This window comes from Bacillus sp. AFS037270 (assembly GCF_002585305.1).
Genome location: NZ_NUNF01000103.1, coordinates 14,457 through 32,113, shown reverse-complemented (window position 1 = coordinate 32,113; position 17,657 = coordinate 14,457). Strand labels below are relative to the sequence as shown.

The window sequence follows — 17,657 nt, the reverse complement described above, 5'->3', positions numbered from 1 at the left end:
ATGGCGCCTGGAGCTGGACAGTTCTCGAAGTCAAAATTTATACCTTCTAATCTTTGTACAAAAGGCTGAGAATACTTCCAGCCTTTTGTTTTAACTCCCTAGGTACTTTGCATACAGCTGTTTTGCTTTTACAATATCATTTGTACCATGAATTAGAACCCGGGCATCTCTAAAGATTACAATGGATACTTCTTCTTCATCCGGAGAAAAGCGAAGTAAAAATTCGTTAACCGTTACTTTTCCACTTTTCCGAAGATTCTCTGCTGTCTTCTTTAACTCCAACTCTCTAGAATGTCTCGGACTAATTTGCACTGTATCACGTCCGCAAAGTGTGGTGTAAGCAACCTGCTGTCCTGAGGAACGATCCAAAAAATCAAATTGGCCTTGTGCGCAAGCAGGGCAATTAGGATTTTTTCCTTGTGATATATCCATTTGCATGGATGAATGATCCCAAATATCAATTTGTTCTAAATTAGGAGTCGTTTCTGCACCTAACAGTAGTTTAATGGTTTCCATAGCCTGATAGGATCCGATAATATCGGTTAATGGTGACAATACCCCGACAGTATCACAGGTTTCTCCATTGCTGCTTGGAACGTTTGGGAAGAGACAACGATAACAGGGAGTTACCCCTGGTTTTATAACAGCAAACATCCCCCGTGAACTTACTGCCGCTCCATGTACCCACTGAATTCTATACTTTACTGCCACATCATTAATTAAAAAACGGGTCATAAAATTATCAGTTCCATCAACAATTACGTCCATACCTGATAATAGATCCTCGGCATTGTCTAGATTTAAATCAGCAATAACAGCATCCACCGTAACAGTAGAATTGATACCTAACAGCCTTTTTTGAGCAGCAACGGCCTTTGGAAGCTGCATGCGTGCATCTTCCTCCGTATAAAGAATTTGCCGCTGCAAATTAGACCATTCGACTAGATCTCGATCGATTAGCTTTAAGTACCCAACCCCAGATCGGACAAGATGATTAGCGATAACAGTACCGAGTGCACCTGCCCCGATAATGGCAACGCGGCTCTTCAGCATCTTCTTCTGTCCCTCTTCTCCAACCTCTTTAAAAAGGATTTGTCTAGAATACCGTGCTAAATCATTCATTGTGCTCCCTCATTTCTATCCCAATTCAAGTCCAGCTGTAATAGATTCATTTACTTTTATCTTATCAAAAAATTATAATCTATAACTAAAATTTTTAATTTTATAACAATTCGAAAGAGTGTATAATTAAACTTGGGTTATTAGCAAATTTTGGAGAAGTCTTTTAACCTTTTTAGTAAGAAGGTTAGGAGATTTATATAAAAAGAATAATAGAAAGAAGGGAAAATATGAGTATTGGCGGTTTCAAAAACAAAGAGGTTCTAGTGGATTTAACAAGTGGAACAGTAGATTACAGACCCATCAATGAAGATGATGCCAGAAAATACATAGGCGGCCGTGGTCTCGGTGTCAAATATGTATTAGATAACGGCCCAGAAGTCGAGCCATTATCCGCTGAAAACATCTTATGTTTTATGACAGGACCTGTTACCGGAACACGTTCATCCATGAGCGGGCGTCTTTGTGTCGTAACCAAATCTCCACTTACAGAAACGGTTACAGATTCTCACATTGGCGGTTGGACTGCTGCACGTTTAAAATGGGCCGGCATTGATAACCTTATTTTTAAAGGGAAAAGTGACAGGCCGGTTTACCTTTATATTGAAGACGGTAAAGCAGAACTCCGCGATGCTTCCAATCTTTGGGGAACAAGTACGAGGGCATTTATTCAGGCTATGAAAGACCAATACGGTGAACAAGACCTAAGCGTGATGACGATTGGTCAAGCTGGGGAAAACACTGTTCGCTTTTCTTCCTTTATAAATGAACATGATCGTGCAGCAGGCCGTGGCGGTACTGCAGCAGTGGCTGGTTATAAAAAATTAAAGGCGATTGTTATTAAGGCAGCTCAAAAGGGGAATATGCCGGCTCCTAAGTTAGAGGCTGAATATAAAGAAGCCAATAAGAAAGCGGTTAAAGCGATCTTAGATGGCGGCTTAACAGCACCAAACAAAGGTGGCTTATCCGTCTATGGAACAAACGTGCTTACAAACTTAATCAATGAAGTGGGAGCGCTTCCAACTAAAAACTCACAGCTAACTCACTGGGATGAAGCAGAAAAACATAGTGGTGAATATGTTAATACACATCTTCGGGTTGCTAATAACACCTGCCATGCCTGTCCGGTTGGCTGCAAAATCGAAGTAGAAGTAAAAGATGGCAAGTACAAAACTCGGGTTGAGAGTGTTGAATTCGAATCTGCCTGGTCCCTTGGCTCTAACTGCCTTCTAAGTGATGCCGAGGCAATTTCTTATTTAATTGACCGCTGCAATGAATACGGCCTCGATACCATCGAGCTTGGTCATTGCTTCTCCGTAACAATGGAAGCATTTGAAAAAGGAATCATTACGGATGAATTAATCTGGGGCGATGCCGACTCCATGATTGAAATGACAAGAAAAATCGCTCTTCGTGAAGGCTTCGGCGGCATTCTTGCTGAAGGCCCTGCCCGTGCAACAGCTGCCTGGGGTGCACCAGAGCTATCTATGTCGGTTAAAGGTCAGTCAATTCCTGCCTACGATCCACGTGGAATCCAAGGTATCGGACTTGGTTATGCCACTAGTAACCGTGGTGCATGTCACTTACGCGGCTATACCGTAGCAAGTGAAATTGCAGGTATACCTGAACCAACTGACCGTTTAAAACCAGAAGGTAAAGGGGAACTATTAAAAATATTCCAAGATATGCTGGCATTCTCAGACTCTATGAATATTTGTAAGTTCTCTTCATTCTCGGAAAACGCTGAGCACTATGCTGAGCAATACAGTACAATGACCGGTATTCCAATGACTGCTGATGATGTGATGAAGGCCGGGGAAAGAATTTATAATCTTGAACGTTACTATAATAACCTTGCTGGTTTCAATACACGCGAAGATGATTTCCTTCCAAAACGCTTTACAGAAGAACCAGCATCTGGGAACAGTGCAGGTCATGTAAGCCGAATGGATATTATGCTTGAAGAATATTATCAAGTCCGCGGCTGGAAAGATGGTCTAGTACCTGAGCAAAAGCTTCGTGAATTAGGCATTATCGATTCAGAAAGTCAGTTGGTTTAATATAAGAAAAGCGCAAGGCGCCCGCCTATCGGCGACAAGCACAAGACGAGCCGGCTGAAAGGTTGTTCTTTAACCCTTTGGACGGATTGGCTTGTGACCTCGAGCCGATGGCGCCTGGAGCTGGACAATTCTCGAAGTCGAAATTTATACTTTCTTATCTTTTGAAAAAAGCATCTGCGAATGTAAATTTCGCAGATGCTTTTTTATCCGCCTATCCTCGTTGTTTTATAACGATAATTCTTAATCACCCGCACTAGCGTATCCTCATCTTCTGCCATAAAACGGACCTTTACAGCATTAATTTTAAAGATGGAAGTAAATGAAATTTCCTCTTCTGATAAGATTTGGCCGCTCCACCCTTCGGCCTCATAAATATAAGGAAAAATATCAGTTACTTGTTTTGCCCCAAGTTCTTGAAAATACATGCCGAGATGGTCTTTGTTTATACCGCGAAACTCTAAATCTTTTTCTACCATCTCAACCACCTGCAACTGGCGGGAAGAGGGCAAATTGGTCTTCATCCTTTACGATAGTTTCAAGGTCATCAAGATGAATGATGTTCCTTCCATTTACATATACGTGAACAAACGGAAGCAGCGTTTTATCAGACGTAAAAATTTCAGCCTGTAAATCTGGAAACATGTCTACCATTTTATCTAAAACATCGATTACGCGATTACCGTCAGGTTTTACCTCTACCGTTACCCCTCCGCAAATTTGCCGGAGATTTGCAAACACTTTTACTAGCATATGTAAATTCCCCCCTATCATAAATATTAAAACCAAACTAACAAGTTGTCACTAGTGAATCGTTGATCACCCCACTTTAAATCAAAAAAGCTGCCGGAAACTCCGACAGCTTTTTTAATTATGGATGTAAAAATGACATTGGCAATTTTACAAATCCTAAATATAGTACTAGTAACCATGCAACAACAAACTGAATCCAAAAAGTAGAAGTTCTTCGCTTGTTAATGACGCGGCCAAGAATCATCTCAAATAAACCAATAACCCATAAACCCACAACCGCTTTTAAAATATACCACACATCAATTTTGTACACTGAGAAAAGAAGTCCTACACCTGTCGCAATAATCAGCAGGTATAGTACTCTTAAAATCATTTGAACAATTTTAGCTCCCTTTGCTTTACCGCTTTTAGTTAATGAAATAGCCACAAAGAATAATATTAGAGCTAAAACCCACGCTGTAATATGTGCATGAATCACGAAAATTCCTCCCTATGTATGTGCTGCTCCACACTATCATACCATAGGAGAAGTTAAATTACGAAAATAAGTAAGGCAATCATCGCACCAAACTACTTAGAAATTACTTTTCAATCACATTTCTTAACGTGCCGACTTTTTCAATTCTTATTTCCATTTCATCCCCAGGTTGTAAGAACTTAGGCGACTTAAAGCCCTTGCCAACCCCAGCAGGAGTACCTGTCGCAATAATATCGCCAGGTTCAAGTGTCATCCCTCTTGATAGAACAGAAATTATCTCTTCTATCGAAAAAATAAAATTTTTCGTATTTGAGCTTTGTCTCACTTCTCCATTAATTTTGGTTTCAATATCTAAACTATTTGGATTATCGATCATACTCTTATGAACAATCCAAGGGCCGAATGGGCAGGTTGTATCAAGACTCTTGCCTATAAAAAATTGTTTATGCTGCGATTGCAAATCTCTAGCTGTAACATCATTGATAATACTGTAGCCAAATACATAATCCATGGCATCTTCTTTTTGGATCGCCCTTCCCTTTTTCCCTATGATGACAGCTAATTCACCTTCATAATCTAACTGATTAGTTATGTCGCGGTGATTTAAGACCTGTATCTCCGGCCCAACAATTGTTGTCGGTGCTTTTGTAAATACCATTACATGATCAGGGATATCCTCGGCGCTCCCCATTTCAATTGCATGTTCTGCGTAGTTTTTTCCAACACAGAAGATATTCTTCACTGGCCTTGGAATCGGTGCTAGTAAGGTCACCTCTTCTATTGGTATGTACCATTGACTCGTTGGTCCTTGCCCACTAACCCATGAAAGCAAATCAATTACTCTTCAATAAACTCCTGGCCCAAAGCAATACAATCAGTCATAGATTCAGGAAATTTTTTTTCCCCACTTCTTATTTCTTCTGCTTGATTTAATAGCAGGACACCTGTTTCATCAGAGTCTACGATTCCTACAGATGTTTGATCTTTATACACAACAGTTACCAACCTCATATATAAATCCCCCCGTAAAGAATTAACCAGTCACTTATATAATAGAATAAACAGAACTGGCTAACAAATATAATTTGGGCAAATGATTCACATTACAAATGCCCAGTCATAAGATAATAAAGAAATTTTAAACGCTAACTCTAGATGCTATCTTTTACGAGAAAATTTGAAAATAAAAAGGGTGTTGTTTATGCCAGCGATTGTTGGAGTTGCACAGGTTATCACACTAGGGAGCAGTTCTGTTTTTCACATTGGGGATGTTTATAAAATTATGCCATTTGCTACTGCTAAAACATTTTCTGGTGCTGGTTCCTTTAACACCGGTGAACAATTAAACGTTCATAACCAATTAAGTTCAACAAATACAAGTGACCCAGATGTCATTGATCAAAACAATTTCCTTAATATGTAGTGATTGGGGGATTTAATAATGAATTTTTATATCCAGCAATCCATTCATATAAATTTCATTAAAATTGGTGGTATAACCAACTCCAGTGTTTTACAAATCGGCAGTGCTGGTATCATAAAACCTCAAGCCAATTTGTTTAATACAGGAGGATTTACACAACCCGCACCGCAAGGAATAAAGCCCGGCGGAGTGCCATTCTACCCACCTGGATCACAAATATTAGCCCCTTCAGTACCTCTACAAGCAGCTGTTCGAACTTCTTAAAAAGGGGAAATCACAAAAGTTGTCCCTGTTGAACTTATTTAAATTATGCAAATCGAGTGTTGATTGTGCATATAGTTAAAAATAGGGGATAAAGCGGGTGAGGTGATTTATATGTATCAGGATTTGAACCAATATCTTCAATGGATGCAAATGTATATTCAAGCCCAAGAAAAAAGGATTGCTGCGTTAGAACAAGCCATCCAAGATTTACAAAAGGATTTCAAGCAGGTTAAAGAAAAGCCTACGATTCATGTAGATAGAATTGAATATAGCTTTGATCAATTGAAAGTAGAGACCCTCGAAGGCACATTAAATATTGGTTTAAATCCAAATGATTTGTCTAACATCGAAGACTTTGCCGTCCAAAACCAGTCATTAAAATCACCAATACCTCCAAAAGAGCAAATGCAGAGATCAATAAAGATAGAAGAAGCCATTTATCATTATTTAGAAGCTGACTTACCTCAAATAATTTTTGATGCTCAAAATAGGTTAGCTATTCAACCAAACGATTCTTATCTAGCTTTTATTAAGGAAGATATTATTCGCCAGCTGCCTACCAGAATTGATCATCATCTAAAAGTTAACACTGGAAAAGTTCCGTCCAATGAGAATGGTCCTTCAATTGATGAAATTGTCATTACCGCAATCAAACAGGAAATCCAAAATGGCGTTTGGACCTTTTTAAATAACCTGCCTGAAAATATGAAAGGAATGAAGCAGAATGAATTTTGAAGTTTACAACCATATCCTCCATGTAGAAAACATAAAAGTTATTGGGGTTGCAAGCTCCTCCTTATTTTTAGTCGGCGATGCAGAAACCATTCAGTTGGCCTCTGCTTTTGATACACCTGCTGAATCCCTAATCATTGGACCTTTTGTTCCATTAGAACAGGACGTGACACCTGGCTATGCTTAACCGAATCTCTAGTGTCGACACTTTTAAGAACATAATTCTTTCATTCTCATCTGTTATTCAACTAGGTGATTCCTGCATCCTGAATGGATTCTCTCGAGCTCTTGCCGTTCAAAGGGAAGCTGAAATATTTTTAGGTAACGAAGGAAACTTTCCTTCGTATTCCATTTTTAGAATGCCGCTCCAACTCCCTCCTATCAATGAATCTATCTCTTTTATAAGACATAATCGAACTCCCATTATTAAAGCAAATAATATTAATATTACAGCCGTATCAAACTCATCTATTGTCCATATTGGAAACACAAAACATGCTTCAATGGAGGTAAGAGTTAAACATATCCGCCAGCTTCTTCCACGCGGACATGAACAAGAAATGGGATAATGCATATGTTAATGTATGGCCCAAAAATGTAAGTTAAATAGTAAAGGATGTTTTTCATGCCAGCAATCCTTGGTCCAGTACAAATTGTTAATGTAGGCGGAGGAATTGTACAATTTGGTGATACTGTTTATATCTCCCCGAAAAGCAGTTCTAAAACGTATGCTGGCTCGGGTGCATTTGATACCGGCGGAATAATTGTGACGAATAACGGCTTAAGCGGCACCAATGTACTTGACACGAATCTGATTGACCAGCCTATAGCGGGTAATAACTAAAAATGACATAAACCACAATGGTCTATGTCATTTTTTTTATTTTTCTACCTTCAATATATGGGCACCATCAAAGAAAAATAGATACCTTTCAACTACATTTCTTTTCCAAATTTGTTCTATCGCTTTCGTATATAAGTTAATCTGTAATTTGTAGCGATCTTCAAGGATTACCTTAGCCTGCTGGAAACCGCCTTTATATCTGTCCGTTATCCCGTCTGATTTATAGTCAATCAACACAAGACCATCTTCATCCTCTAAGATACAGTCTATAATCCCTTGTACAAAAACAGAATCATCCCCCTCATTCCAATCGGGATAAACCTCACTTGCAGGCAAGGAAACCGTAAAGGGAACTTCTCTGTGAACAGTTTTGGCCTTATAAAACCTTTGTCCAAGCGGTGAAGTAAAAAATTGGGCAATTAATTTATCATCAATCACTTCACTTTGTTCAGGGGTTAACAGTTCATTGGTAACCATCCAATTTAATTGGTCAACAATTGTTTTTTGATTCACTTCTTTTGTCAAATCCACATGCTGCATGACCATATGCATGGCTGTCCCACGTTCAGCGGGACTTAATTGTTTCTCCTGCATAAACTTAGGCCGTTTCAAGATGGATTTTCGAAAACGCCCAACCAGTTCTGTACTGCTATATTCATCGGTTAATTCCCGGACACGTTTTATTTCCGAAACTGATTGCTTTGACCGATGGCTTGCAGCACCAGGGAAAGGATATTCCCACGTAAGCCGTGCATGTATTTCATCCGTTAGATTTGAATCAGATGGCACCTGCTCTAAATTTTCAACCTTTTTAAGAAAGTGATCCTCTTCATTTTCGATGGAAATAGCCTGTTTTTTTATTTCATCAGCATGTTGTAACGTTATATTCCAAGAAGATGGATGGTTTGAGATTTCCTGCGGCATCCGCCAATTACCCTTTCCTCCATTCCATAGTTCGCTAGCATCTTGATGTCGGATGAGTGCCGGTCCAATCCAGTCTATATAACTCATGGCAGAAGCTCGCTCATAGTCTTTCAAAAGCCATTCGTTATGCAAGGAAACTTCTTTCCACTTGTCAATTTGTTTGCCAGCATCTTTTAATGTTGCGGTCACATACAGCTTTTCCTTTGCCCTTGTCATCGCAACATATAGAACTCGCATCTCTTCACCGAGCATTTCCATCCTTTTTTTCTGCTTAAAGGCGATTTGCGGCAGTGATGGATATGATATCCTTTTTTCAGCATTCACGTATTTCGCTGCAAATCCATGTTCTTTATCGAGCATATATGGTTTGCGAATATCAGTCATATTAAAGTTTCGTGCCATTCCCGCCATAAATACAACAGGAAATTCCAACCCTTTACTGCTATGGATAGTCATAATTCTGACAACATCCTCTTGCTCGCCAAGCGCTCTGGCAGCCCCGAGATCGTCTCCTCTTTCCATCATGCGCTCAATAAAACGTAAGAATCGAAACAGTCCTCGAAACGATGTCTGTTCATATTGTCGAGCCCTGTCATATAAAGCGCGTAAATTCGCCTGCCGCTGCTTCCCGCCTGGCAGCCCTCCAGTAAAGTCATAAAATTGAGTATCACGATATAACTGCCAGATCAACTCTGAGAGCGAACCTTGTCTTGCCAACGAGCGCCATTCTGTTAATAAGTCAAAAAAAGCTCGAACCTTTTCATAAAAAGGTTCATTTACTTCTGTAGTTTTACTTAAACAAAAGGCAGTAACAGCCTCCCAAAACGAACCACGTTTCCTGCCAATCCGTATTTTCGATAGTTCCTCCTCGTTTAACCCAACAATAGGTGAACGGAGTACAGAGGCAAGCGGGATATCCTGATACGGATTATCAATAACCCTAAGAAGTGACATCATAATGGATACTTCGGTCGCTTCAAAATAACCAGTTGATAAATTTGCATAAATAGGAATTCCTTGCTGTTTGAACTCCTCCATAAATTGCGGTGCCCAAGTCATCGAGCGGAGAAGAATCACAACATCCCGGTACATTAACGGTCTTTCTGTTTTGGTTTTGGCGTTAAAAACAGGAACACCATCGCTTATTAATTTCTTAATTTGAGAAGCGATCACCCTCGCCTCTAGCTGAGATTGTTCAAGATCGGCTGTGTCGAATTCTACTACTTCATTTTCGTTGTCTGTTTCTAGTTCTTCAGACTTGTGACTCTCAGCATTTTGGTCAATGAGCATTAACTCCACCGGAAATTCTGTATTTTCAGGATATGGCGCACCATTCCGCAGTTCCGCGGCCTCATCGTATTGGATTTCTCCTACCTTGACCCCCATAATCTGTTTAAAGAGATAATTAGTGGCATCAAGGACCTCTTTCCTGCTTCGGAAATTTTGAGCCAGGTCAATTCGGAGACCAGATGCGGACCCATCCGCTGTGAAACGATTATATTTGGAAAGGAAAAGCTGTGGTTCAGCTAAGCGAAAACGGTAAATGGACTGTTTAACGTCACCGACCATAAAGAGATTACCGTTTTCTTCTTCATCCTGTGCCACCAGCTTCAAAATGGTCTCCTGCACCAAATTCGTATCCTGGTACTCGTCGCAATAGACTTCTTTAAAATGAAGTCTGTACGCAAGGGCTGCTTCGGATGGAAGAAATTCACCCTTATCCGAAATTCCCTCTGTTAAAATAGCGAGGCAATAATGCTCGAGGTCGTTATAGTCGACCAGTGCTTTTTCCTGCTTTGCCTTCTCAAATCGCTTTGAAAACTCTTTTACAAGATAAACTAATGTTGCAATTAAAGGACGCATTTCCACCATATCCCGTAAAAAGCTTTCAGGCCGGCGAGAAAAGAGTTCATCTTTTATACCTTGAATTTTTTTCTTAGCTTTGTCCCGCAGTTTCTGTGCCTTTTCTATTAATTCCTTATCATAGTGATCCCCTTTTACCTGTTTAGCTCTTGTAAAAGACCATGTTTGCATTGCCTGGTAAAGTGTGTTCCAGGAATCCTGCTCGGCTTTGATAAGGGTGTCAATGACCTCTAAATCATCTAAAAAGTTTTCCGCACGAGGTGCCGGTCCATTTGGCTGCTTTGTGATTTCAAGAGCTTGCTTAATCATTTCTTTAGCAGCTTCTAATTGCAGCTTAATATCAAAAAGGAGTGCATTGATAAAGGGAAGCTCCTCAATAGACGCTATTTCCTCCACTTGATACATAGCGACTATTTTTTCCAAATATCGGTCAGGAAGAGGATTTGACTGAGCAAAGTCGTAAATGGAACGAACAATATCCATTAATGCAGCATCACTGCGGTCACTTGTAAACGAATCTACTAAATAAAAAAATGCTTCATTCTCTTTTTTTCCATATTCCTCTTCAAATAATTCTTCCATCACTTCATCTCTAATTAATTGGGCCTCTGTTGGATCGGCGATGCGGAAGCCGGGGTCAATATCAATTAAATAATAATATTTACGGATGACTTCCATACAAAAAGAGTGCAGCGTCGAAATGGAAGCCTTGTTTAAAAGATTAAGCTGTTTTCGTAAATTTCTTGATTCTGGATTTTGGTCGATTGCTTTTTCTAGTGCCTCCCCGATTCGGTGCCTCATCTCTGCAGCGGAAGCACTCGTAAACGTAACGACTAATAATTGATCGACATCGATTGGTACTTCTTTCGAAAGAATCTTTTGGATGATTCTTTCGACAAGGACTGCCGTTTTTCCCGAACCGGCAGCTGCAGCGACAAGGATATCCTTATCTCTCGCTGCTATGGCCTTCCACTGGTCATTCGTCCAGGTAACCCCTTCTGGTTTTGGAGGAATCACAATACTATTCATTTCCAGAAACCTCCCCTTTGATCAATTCCAATACCTCATCCTTTGAATGTGGTGTTAGAATCCGAAAATGATTACTATCAATAGATTCATCAAACTGACAAACAGATTTATAGGAACAGAAAGTACAAGGTGTTTTGTCTTTCAATTTAAATGGTGATATATCAATTTGACCATTTATAATGGCGTTCCCAGTTTTCTGATAGATGGTACGGACATGGTTTCTTAGCTGATTAAATTCTTCTAAGCTGGCAACCTTTGATTTTTTGGATATATTTCCATCTTTCTTGATTCCGGCTGCTATAATTTGTGAGTCCCCAGACTCCAAAGATTGGTCCATCAGCTGGATTACTCTTTGATCGCTAAGCATTAACCCATTCATTTTAAACTTTTTCATAATTTCATTTTCAATTTCATCTATGGTCAGCATTTTCTTTGTATTAATAAAGGGATTATGAACATGAAAATAAAGGACACCTGCAGGGCTCGCTTTCATTTCCACCAATTCAGTAGAGTGTGTCATGACGATATCTAGGTAGGTAAGCATTTGTAAGGCTAAACCATAGTATACTTCTGTTAAATTAACATCTTTTTCACTTGATTTATAATCAATTACCCTTAAAAAGACACTATCATCCTCAGCTTTTGCTTGATCAACCCTATCAATCCGCCCTGCTAACTCCATTCTTTTGCCATTTTTCAAAGAGAAGCTTAGTGGAGGCAGTTCCCCATTAGGTCCAAAAGCTAATTCCAATCCAATCGGCGAAAAACCACTTACCTTTGCATGCTCGCTCAAAACGATCGAGGCACGGGTAATGATTTGTTCTAACTTGCGCTGAATATAATGATGTCTTTCGGAACTTAGTAGAATTTCATTTTGCAGCTTTGGAGCAAGGGTTTTGACAGCATCTTTTGCTAGATGTTCACATTGCCCGCGTGTTAACTCTGCCCATGATATATTCTGTTCATTTACTGTCTCAGCAATTTGTTTTAAAGCAGCGTGGAATAATTCCCCAATATCTGGTGCTTCTAACCGGAAGATTTGCCGTTCACGAAGCTTTAGTCCATGCTGGGCAAAATGAGAAAAAGCACAGCCATTGTATAATTCCATTCTTGAAACACTAGCCTGAATGATATCACCATATAATGCATCTGCTACCTCAATGGACAATTGGACTGTCCCGTTTGTATAAAAAAGACTTGAGAACACTTTGGCTGCCCTATTTTTCCACGAGCTATGGAGGTAGTAGTTATACACATCCCACCACAAATCAGCAATGGGATAGTTTCTCTTTTTCAATTGCAATTGTGCGTTTAGGTAAGAAAGGGTGGTCGTAAAATTAGATACAAACCCTAGCTGCCCCTCCTCGTCAAGCTCTGAAGGGTCTGCAACATAATAAGCCTCCTGAATGTCCGGGAACAGTTCCTTAAGACGCTTAATGTATGACGAAGGAATTAGAGCTTTACCTTCATCATTGGCAAGAGGATAGCTGACATAAAGAAACTCTGACGGTGCCGTAAAAGCTTTATAGGCAAGGAAGTTTTCATCTAACAGACGAGTACGGCTGCTTGGTGCCACATTCATTCCTTCTGCCAACAATAGTTCCCGGTCCTCATCAGCTAGAATGCCCTCGTCTGAGATTTTGGCTGGTAATACACCTTCATTTACGCCAACAACAAAAACAATCTTACTATCATTTAGCCGCGATTTTTCCAGGTCGCCAATTAAGACTTGGTCAAGTGCAGGGGGAATAAGTGAAAAATATAAGGAATCAAAGCCTGCTTCTAAAATAGCAGCAAAGGCCTTTAAGCTAACTTGGTCATCCCCTAATATTTCTACATATTGATCGAGAAGATCTACCACGGCATTCCATACTTGCTCGTGTTCTCGCATTCTTACAAGGTTTCCACTTTCCTCTGCCGTCATTTTCCAATGCTCTAGTTTATCGGCTATATCCAATTCTTCCAAATATAAATAAATCGCCTCGCACAGCTTTCGTCCGGTATCGGCTTTTTTCAAGCGTCTGGACAAACGTAATATTGGAGCTGTAATGAGAAGTTTTAATTCATTTAATTCATTCTCCATCTCTTTTTCGGCATCTGTCTGGCCGCTTCCCGTTAATTCCAGACCTCTTATTCTCCGATAAACCCAACGATCCTTTTTCGTCCATTTGCTGCCATTAATTCCATAGGCCAAACAATAATTTTCAAGCCTGTCCATCTTTTCGCGCATTTTAGCAGGATTCTCCTGGAGAGGATAGAGCAATTCTGTTTTAATCGCTCTAAATACGGGTTCATAGCGCCAAAAAGAGTTCATGATTTCTAGCGTTGAGCGAATTAATTCAATTAAGGGATGATTAAGCATGGTCCTTTTCTGATCAATAAAATATGGTATCTGATAATCGTCAAAAACCGGTTCAACGATTTCATGATAGTCTGAGCCATTTCTAATTAACAGGGCAATATCTCGATAACGGTACCCTTTTGTTTGAACCACATGACGGATTTCCCGGGCGATTCCTTCAATCTCTGCTCTACGATTAACGGCCTGGCTAATTTGAATCTCTGTTCCCCCACGAAAGGGTAGAGCTGGGCGAGTATCAAAATGTGCCTCCAAATGGCGTAAGGAGGGAGATGGCCACTTTTTTTGGTCGTTCAGTATGATAGATTCTTCTATTTCAATACCACATGTTTTAGCAATATCATAAAGGCTGTAACAGGCATCTGCCGAAGTGCGGAATAAATCGAGTTCATCTGGCGCTGAATCAACAGACAAGCGGTCTGTTGTCATCGCAATCGAAACTTGTTTACACTGACCCATTAATTCTGCGATAATTTGATATTCCTGAGGCGTAAAGCTGTAAAACCCATCAATATAAATTTCCGCCTCTTTTAAGTAAGACGAGACTGATATTTTCTCTGCCAAAAGGCGGAAATAATCTTCCGAATCAATATATTTCCCAAAGATTTCATCCTCAAATTTCGAATAAACCTTCTCTAAATCTGTTAATTTATCATGTAATGCTTTCGATACGGAGCTATCTGTTCCAAGCTGAGCTGCTTTTTGGATTAGATCCTCTGGACTAATACAATACCGCTTAAATTCAGTAATCATTTGCTCAAGCTGCTGAACAAACCCATTTTTATCAGCAGCCCGCTGGAAGATGTTTAAATTTTCTTTTTGTTCATCAATTATTTTACGTATCAACATGTTCATACCAACACTGCTTAAATGATAACGAGTGATCCCGCCTGTCTCTTGCAGAATCCGCCATGCCAGACGGGAAAAGCTGAACACCTGAGCACGAATCATCCCGCCAACGAGCGAGTCTGTCGCCAAACGATATTCTGTTAAAAATGTCATTTGTTCCGGTACGATATAAATAATCGGTTTTCCTTCCGGATTTTCTAAAAGACGTTCGCGGATTTCATTAAGGAAAAATGCAGTTTTTCCACTGCCGGACCGGCCTGTAATGACTCTTAATGACATAAGAAAACCTTCCTTTCCAAAAACTCTGTATCTCCCATTCTATCACAAAAGAGTACAAATGTTTGTATTTCAGGTTGACGGGTTTTAACCAATAATGGTAAATCTACCTAGAAAAGCGGAAGCGCCTTGACCAGGGGCGCAAGGCTACAAACGAGCCGGCGAGATGGCTGCTTTTAGCCCTCTTGAGGGATTGACCTAAATGTGAGGCGAGTAGAGCTGGATTACTAGAAAAAGCTCCAATCGCCACGTACAGGCGCTGCTGGACAATCTCAAAGAAAAAACACGATTCATTAAATCGTGTCGTCATTATTCCTTATTTAAAAATGAACATTTATTTCATTTAACGGCCAATAGCGCAAATCGACTTTACCGACGACCTTACTGGCATTGATAAAGCCAAATTGACGGCTGTCCCAGCTTCCTAATCGATTATCACCGAGAACGAATAATTTCCCCTCGGGTACAATATCTTCACCGGTAATTTCCTTTAAACTAAAATCTCCCGTTAACTTCAAACCAGGGGATTTCCTTTTATAATTATCTAAGAAGGGTTCTTCATACTTGTGGCCATTAATATATAACGTATCATTCCGATACTCAATTTTATCACCAGGCAGTCCGATTATCCGCTTAACAAAGTCCTCTTTTGCATTAGCATGAAAGACAATCACATCAAATCGGTTTAACTCGCCAACCTGATACCCTAGCTTATTAACCACGAGTTTGTTTCCGTCCTGGAGAGTCGGCATCATAGATTCTCCTTCTACTATATAATTAGAAAAGAAAAAAGTTCGAATAAAAGCAAAAATAATAATCCCAATCGCAAAAGCCTTAACCCATTCTAACCCTTCTTTTTTCCATTCAATCTTCATTGACACTCCTCCGTTTCTCCTTTTCTTTCTTTCTATCTATTTCTCCATTATGGTCAATTTCCAAACGCTTATTCATTCTAATTTCAATTCTTTTCCCTACTAACCAAAGAATAAAAATAACAAGCAAAACAATGACCGTCCGAAGAGGTTTAGTTATCAATGAATGAAGATCATAACCGATAAAGCTAATTGTAAAAATCATCACCATTTTCCCAATACACACTGCCAGCATGTACTGAGCAAAGCTAATTCTCGAAAGACCAGCAACAATGTTCACAACTGCTGATGGGGTAAATGGAAAACATAATAGTAAAAACAGCGGGCTAAACCCATGACTCTCTACCCAATCCATAAGTTTGCGGACTTTTGGATGCTTGGGCAAAAACGATAATAACCGTTTTTGCCCATACTTTCTAATTAGAAAAAAAACAAGCATTGCACCTAAACATGCCCCAAGCCAAGAATACAAAAATCCGAACCATAAGCCAAAGGCATTAGCATTTGCCATTACAAACACAAATAAAGGGAGAAACGGTAAAAATGCTTCCACAATAATCAACAAGATGCCTGGTATCGGTCCAAGAGCCCGATACTCTTGTATGAGGCTCATAATATGTTCAAGTGTAAACCAAGCTTTAAGTGATTCGAAGTCCATCCTGCTTTCTCCTTTATTTTATCTATCTTACTTTGTTATAAATTGATGGAGAGCCTCTTTATTTTTCTCTACGTCAATATCAAGGACCGCTCCTTCTCCACTTATCCGTTGATCTGTAAAGCTATTATCAATCGGAATCCGAAGGGTCTCAATATTTTGTTTGTTTGAAAGGAATTCTTTACCCATAAATAACCCATCAGTGGTTGCCATATTGGTGTTTATATACGGTGTAACGACACCAATTAGTTTTGGGAGTTTCGCAATCGTTTGAATTCCACTCAGTTGATCCTTTATAGCCTGAATCGCTTTTTGTTGTCGTTCGACACGTCCAAAGTCACCAACAGCATCATGACGAAAACGAACGTAGCTTAGCATTTGAGCGCCATTTAGTCTTTGAAGACCAGGCTCTAATGGTGTGTCCACATACTCTGACATTTCTTTTTCAACATTAATCTCTACACCATTGGGAAAAACTTCATCAATAAGCTGGACAAACCCTTGAAAATTAACAATAGCGTAGTATTGTAAATCAATATCAAAATTCTGCTTAATAGTTTGTCTCATTAACTCTGGGCCTCCGCGTGCGAAAGCAGAGTTAATTTTATGTTTGGCATGACCTGGAATGGCTACATAGCTATCCCGCATAATTGATGTTAGCTTAAAGGTCCCTTTATCTTGGTTATAATGTAAAATCATAATGGTATCAGCGCGCGATTTTTCGTTTCCCCTTGCATCACTTCCAAGCAGCAGCACGTTTGTATCACCATATTGATCTTTCTGCCCTTTAAAATCATAAACCACATTAGCTTCTTTTTGATCTGTATTAATGTCTTTCAATGATTGATTAACGCCTTGTTTATATTGATAATAAGCATATCCTGTTACTCCACCAATTAACAGCAGGCACACAAGTAAAATGGACGGCCATCTTTTCCTTCTCTTTTTCTGATGTCGATCAGCTCTCATTTGTTTATCACCCATTCGTCCAAGTTATTTCCCTTCAACTTTTATATGACGATGTCTTTTTTAGTTTCATCATGTTAATTCATTTTCCCCTATTAAATATCCTTCTATTACTAAAAACTTTCTCATATCTTTCCCTATTTTTGCAACAAAGAAAGCTCGTCCTATGACAAGCTTTCATAAATTAATCTCCT

The 17,657-nt window shown here is 39.6% G+C and carries 16 protein-coding genes and 1 pseudogene; 7 read left to right on the top strand and 10 right to left on the bottom strand.

Annotated elements, in window-relative coordinates:
- Positions 1–90: 90 nt before the first annotated feature.
- Positions 91–1,122, bottom strand: a complete 1,032-nt coding sequence (locus COD92_RS30305) for a ThiF family adenylyltransferase (protein ID WP_098529799.1) — start codon at positions 1,120–1,122, stop codon at positions 91–93.
- A 227-nt stretch (positions 1,123–1,349) separates the two neighbouring features.
- Here COD92_RS30305 and COD92_RS30300 point away from each other — a divergent pair, with 227 nt between their 5' ends.
- Positions 1,350–3,179 (top strand): aldehyde ferredoxin oxidoreductase family protein, encoded by a 1,830-nt coding sequence (locus COD92_RS30300; protein ID WP_098529798.1) that lies wholly within the window; start codon positions 1,350–1,352, stop codon positions 3,177–3,179.
- 203 nt (positions 3,180–3,382) lie between these two features.
- On the opposite strand, the gene COD92_RS30295 is transcribed toward COD92_RS30300, so the two are convergent.
- From COD92_RS30295 to COD92_RS30280, 4 genes and pseudogenes are all read right to left on the bottom strand, one after another.
- Positions 3,383–3,655: a MoaD-like domain-containing protein gene (locus COD92_RS30295; protein ID WP_098529797.1), complete on the bottom strand. Its 273-nt coding sequence runs from the start codon at positions 3,653–3,655 to the stop codon at positions 3,383–3,385.
- 1 nt (position 3,656) lies between these two features.
- On the bottom strand, positions 3,657–3,929 hold the full coding sequence (locus tag COD92_RS30290) for a ubiquitin-like small modifier protein 1 (RefSeq protein WP_098529796.1): 273 nt from the start codon (positions 3,927–3,929) through the stop codon (positions 3,657–3,659).
- Positions 3,930–4,047: 118 nt separating this feature from the next.
- Positions 4,048–4,407, bottom strand: a complete 360-nt coding sequence (locus COD92_RS30285; protein WP_098529795.1) for a YisL family protein — start codon at positions 4,405–4,407, stop codon at positions 4,048–4,050.
- A 103-nt stretch (positions 4,408–4,510) separates the two neighbouring features.
- Positions 4,511–5,418: pseudogene (locus tag COD92_RS30280) on the bottom strand (fumarylacetoacetate hydrolase family protein).
- Positions 5,419–5,608: 190 nt separating this feature from the next.
- Here COD92_RS30280 and COD92_RS30275 point away from each other — a divergent pair.
- The 6 genes from COD92_RS30275 (at position 5,609) to COD92_RS30250 (ending at position 7,670) form a co-directional block, all read left to right on the top strand.
- Positions 5,609–5,830: a spore germination protein gene (locus tag COD92_RS30275; RefSeq protein WP_098529793.1), complete on the top strand. Its 222-nt coding sequence runs from the start codon at positions 5,609–5,611 to the stop codon at positions 5,828–5,830.
- An 18-nt stretch (positions 5,831–5,848) separates the two neighbouring features.
- Positions 5,849–6,094 carry a spore germination protein GerPB gene (locus COD92_RS30270; protein ID WP_098529792.1) on the top strand — a complete coding sequence of 82 codons (246 nt, stop codon included), beginning with the start codon at positions 5,849–5,851 and terminating at the stop codon, positions 6,092–6,094.
- Positions 6,095–6,205: 111 nt separating this feature from the next.
- The gene (gerPC, locus tag COD92_RS30265; protein WP_098996817.1) at positions 6,206–6,829 is read left to right on the top strand and encodes a spore germination protein GerPC; all 624 of its coding nucleotides are present in this window, start codon (positions 6,206–6,208) and stop codon (positions 6,827–6,829) included.
- Positions 6,819–7,013, top strand: a complete 195-nt coding sequence (locus COD92_RS30260; protein ID WP_098529790.1) for a spore gernimation protein GerPD — start codon at positions 6,819–6,821, stop codon at positions 7,011–7,013. Before gerPC ends, COD92_RS30260 begins: the two co-directional genes overlap by 11 nt.
- A complete protein-coding gene (locus tag COD92_RS30255) occupies positions 7,006–7,395 on the top strand; it encodes a spore germination protein GerPE (protein WP_098529789.1) in 390 nt (129 codons plus the stop codon). The genes COD92_RS30260 and COD92_RS30255 overlap by 8 nt, the downstream gene beginning before the upstream one ends.
- 56 nt (positions 7,396–7,451) lie before the next feature.
- Positions 7,452–7,670, top strand: coding sequence for a spore germination protein (locus tag COD92_RS30250; protein ID WP_098529788.1), 219 nt, complete (start codon positions 7,452–7,454; stop codon positions 7,668–7,670).
- Between the two features lie 36 nt (positions 7,671–7,706).
- On the opposite strand, the gene addA is transcribed toward COD92_RS30250, so the two are convergent.
- The 5 genes from addA to COD92_RS30225 form a co-directional block, all read right to left on the bottom strand.
- On the bottom strand, positions 7,707–11,486 hold the full coding sequence (gene addA / locus COD92_RS30245) for a helicase-exonuclease AddAB subunit AddA (RefSeq protein ID WP_098996816.1): 3,780 nt from the start codon (positions 11,484–11,486) through the stop codon (positions 7,707–7,709).
- Positions 11,479–14,973, bottom strand: a complete 3,495-nt coding sequence (addB, locus tag COD92_RS30240) for a helicase-exonuclease AddAB subunit AddB (RefSeq protein ID WP_098996815.1) — start codon at positions 14,971–14,973, stop codon at positions 11,479–11,481. The genes addA and addB overlap by 8 nt, the downstream gene beginning before the upstream one ends.
- A 317-nt stretch (positions 14,974–15,290) precedes the next feature.
- Entirely contained in the window at positions 15,291–15,845 is a 555-nt protein-coding gene (lepB, locus tag COD92_RS30235; protein ID WP_098529785.1) for a signal peptidase I, read from the bottom strand.
- The gene (locus COD92_RS30230; protein WP_098529784.1) at positions 15,835–16,500 is read right to left on the bottom strand and encodes a TVP38/TMEM64 family protein; all 666 of its coding nucleotides are present in this window, start codon (positions 16,498–16,500) and stop codon (positions 15,835–15,837) included. The genes lepB and COD92_RS30230 overlap by 11 nt, the downstream gene beginning before the upstream one ends.
- Before the next feature lie 27 nt (positions 16,501–16,527).
- The gene (locus COD92_RS30225) at positions 16,528–17,466 is read right to left on the bottom strand and encodes an LCP family protein (protein WP_098529783.1); all 939 of its coding nucleotides are present in this window, start codon (positions 17,464–17,466) and stop codon (positions 16,528–16,530) included.
- Positions 17,467–17,657: the final 191 nt, after the last annotated feature.

Excerpts from the sequence above, each read along its gene's own strand:
- COD92_RS30305 (WP_098529799.1), bottom strand. The coding sequence starts at position 1,122 with ATGAATGATTTAGCACGGTATTCTAGACAAATCCTTTTTAAAGAGGTT.
- COD92_RS30300 (WP_098529798.1), top strand. The coding sequence starts at position 1,350 with ATGAGTATTGGCGGTTTCAAAAACAAAGAGGTTCTAGTGGATTTAACA.
- COD92_RS30295 (WP_098529797.1), bottom strand. The coding sequence starts at position 3,655 with ATGGTAGAAAAAGATTTAGAGTTTCGCGGTATAAACAAAGACCATCTC.
- COD92_RS30290 (WP_098529796.1), bottom strand. The coding sequence starts at position 3,929 with ATGCTAGTAAAAGTGTTTGCAAATCTCCGGCAAATTTGCGGAGGGGTA.
- COD92_RS30275 (WP_098529793.1), top strand. The coding sequence starts at position 5,609 with ATGCCAGCGATTGTTGGAGTTGCACAGGTTATCACACTAGGGAGCAGT.
- COD92_RS30270 (WP_098529792.1), top strand. The coding sequence starts at position 5,849 with ATGAATTTTTATATCCAGCAATCCATTCATATAAATTTCATTAAAATT.
- gerPC (WP_098996817.1), top strand. The coding sequence starts at position 6,206 with ATGTATCAGGATTTGAACCAATATCTTCAATGGATGCAAATGTATATT.
- COD92_RS30260 (WP_098529790.1), top strand. The coding sequence starts at position 6,819 with ATGAATTTTGAAGTTTACAACCATATCCTCCATGTAGAAAACATAAAA.
- COD92_RS30255 (WP_098529789.1), top strand. The coding sequence starts at position 7,006 with ATGCTTAACCGAATCTCTAGTGTCGACACTTTTAAGAACATAATTCTT.
- COD92_RS30250 (WP_098529788.1), top strand. The coding sequence starts at position 7,452 with ATGCCAGCAATCCTTGGTCCAGTACAAATTGTTAATGTAGGCGGAGGA.
- addA (WP_098996816.1), bottom strand. The coding sequence starts at position 11,486 with ATGAATAGTATTGTGATTCCTCCAAAACCAGAAGGGGTTACCTGGACG.
- addB (WP_098996815.1), bottom strand. The coding sequence starts at position 14,973 with ATGTCATTAAGAGTCATTACAGGCCGGTCCGGCAGTGGAAAAACTGCA.
- lepB (WP_098529785.1), bottom strand. The coding sequence starts at position 15,845 with ATGAAGATTGAATGGAAAAAAGAAGGGTTAGAATGGGTTAAGGCTTTT.
- COD92_RS30230 (WP_098529784.1), bottom strand. The coding sequence starts at position 16,500 with ATGGACTTCGAATCACTTAAAGCTTGGTTTACACTTGAACATATTATG.
- COD92_RS30225 (WP_098529783.1), bottom strand. The coding sequence starts at position 17,466 with ATGAGAGCTGATCGACATCAGAAAAAGAGAAGGAAAAGATGGCCGTCC.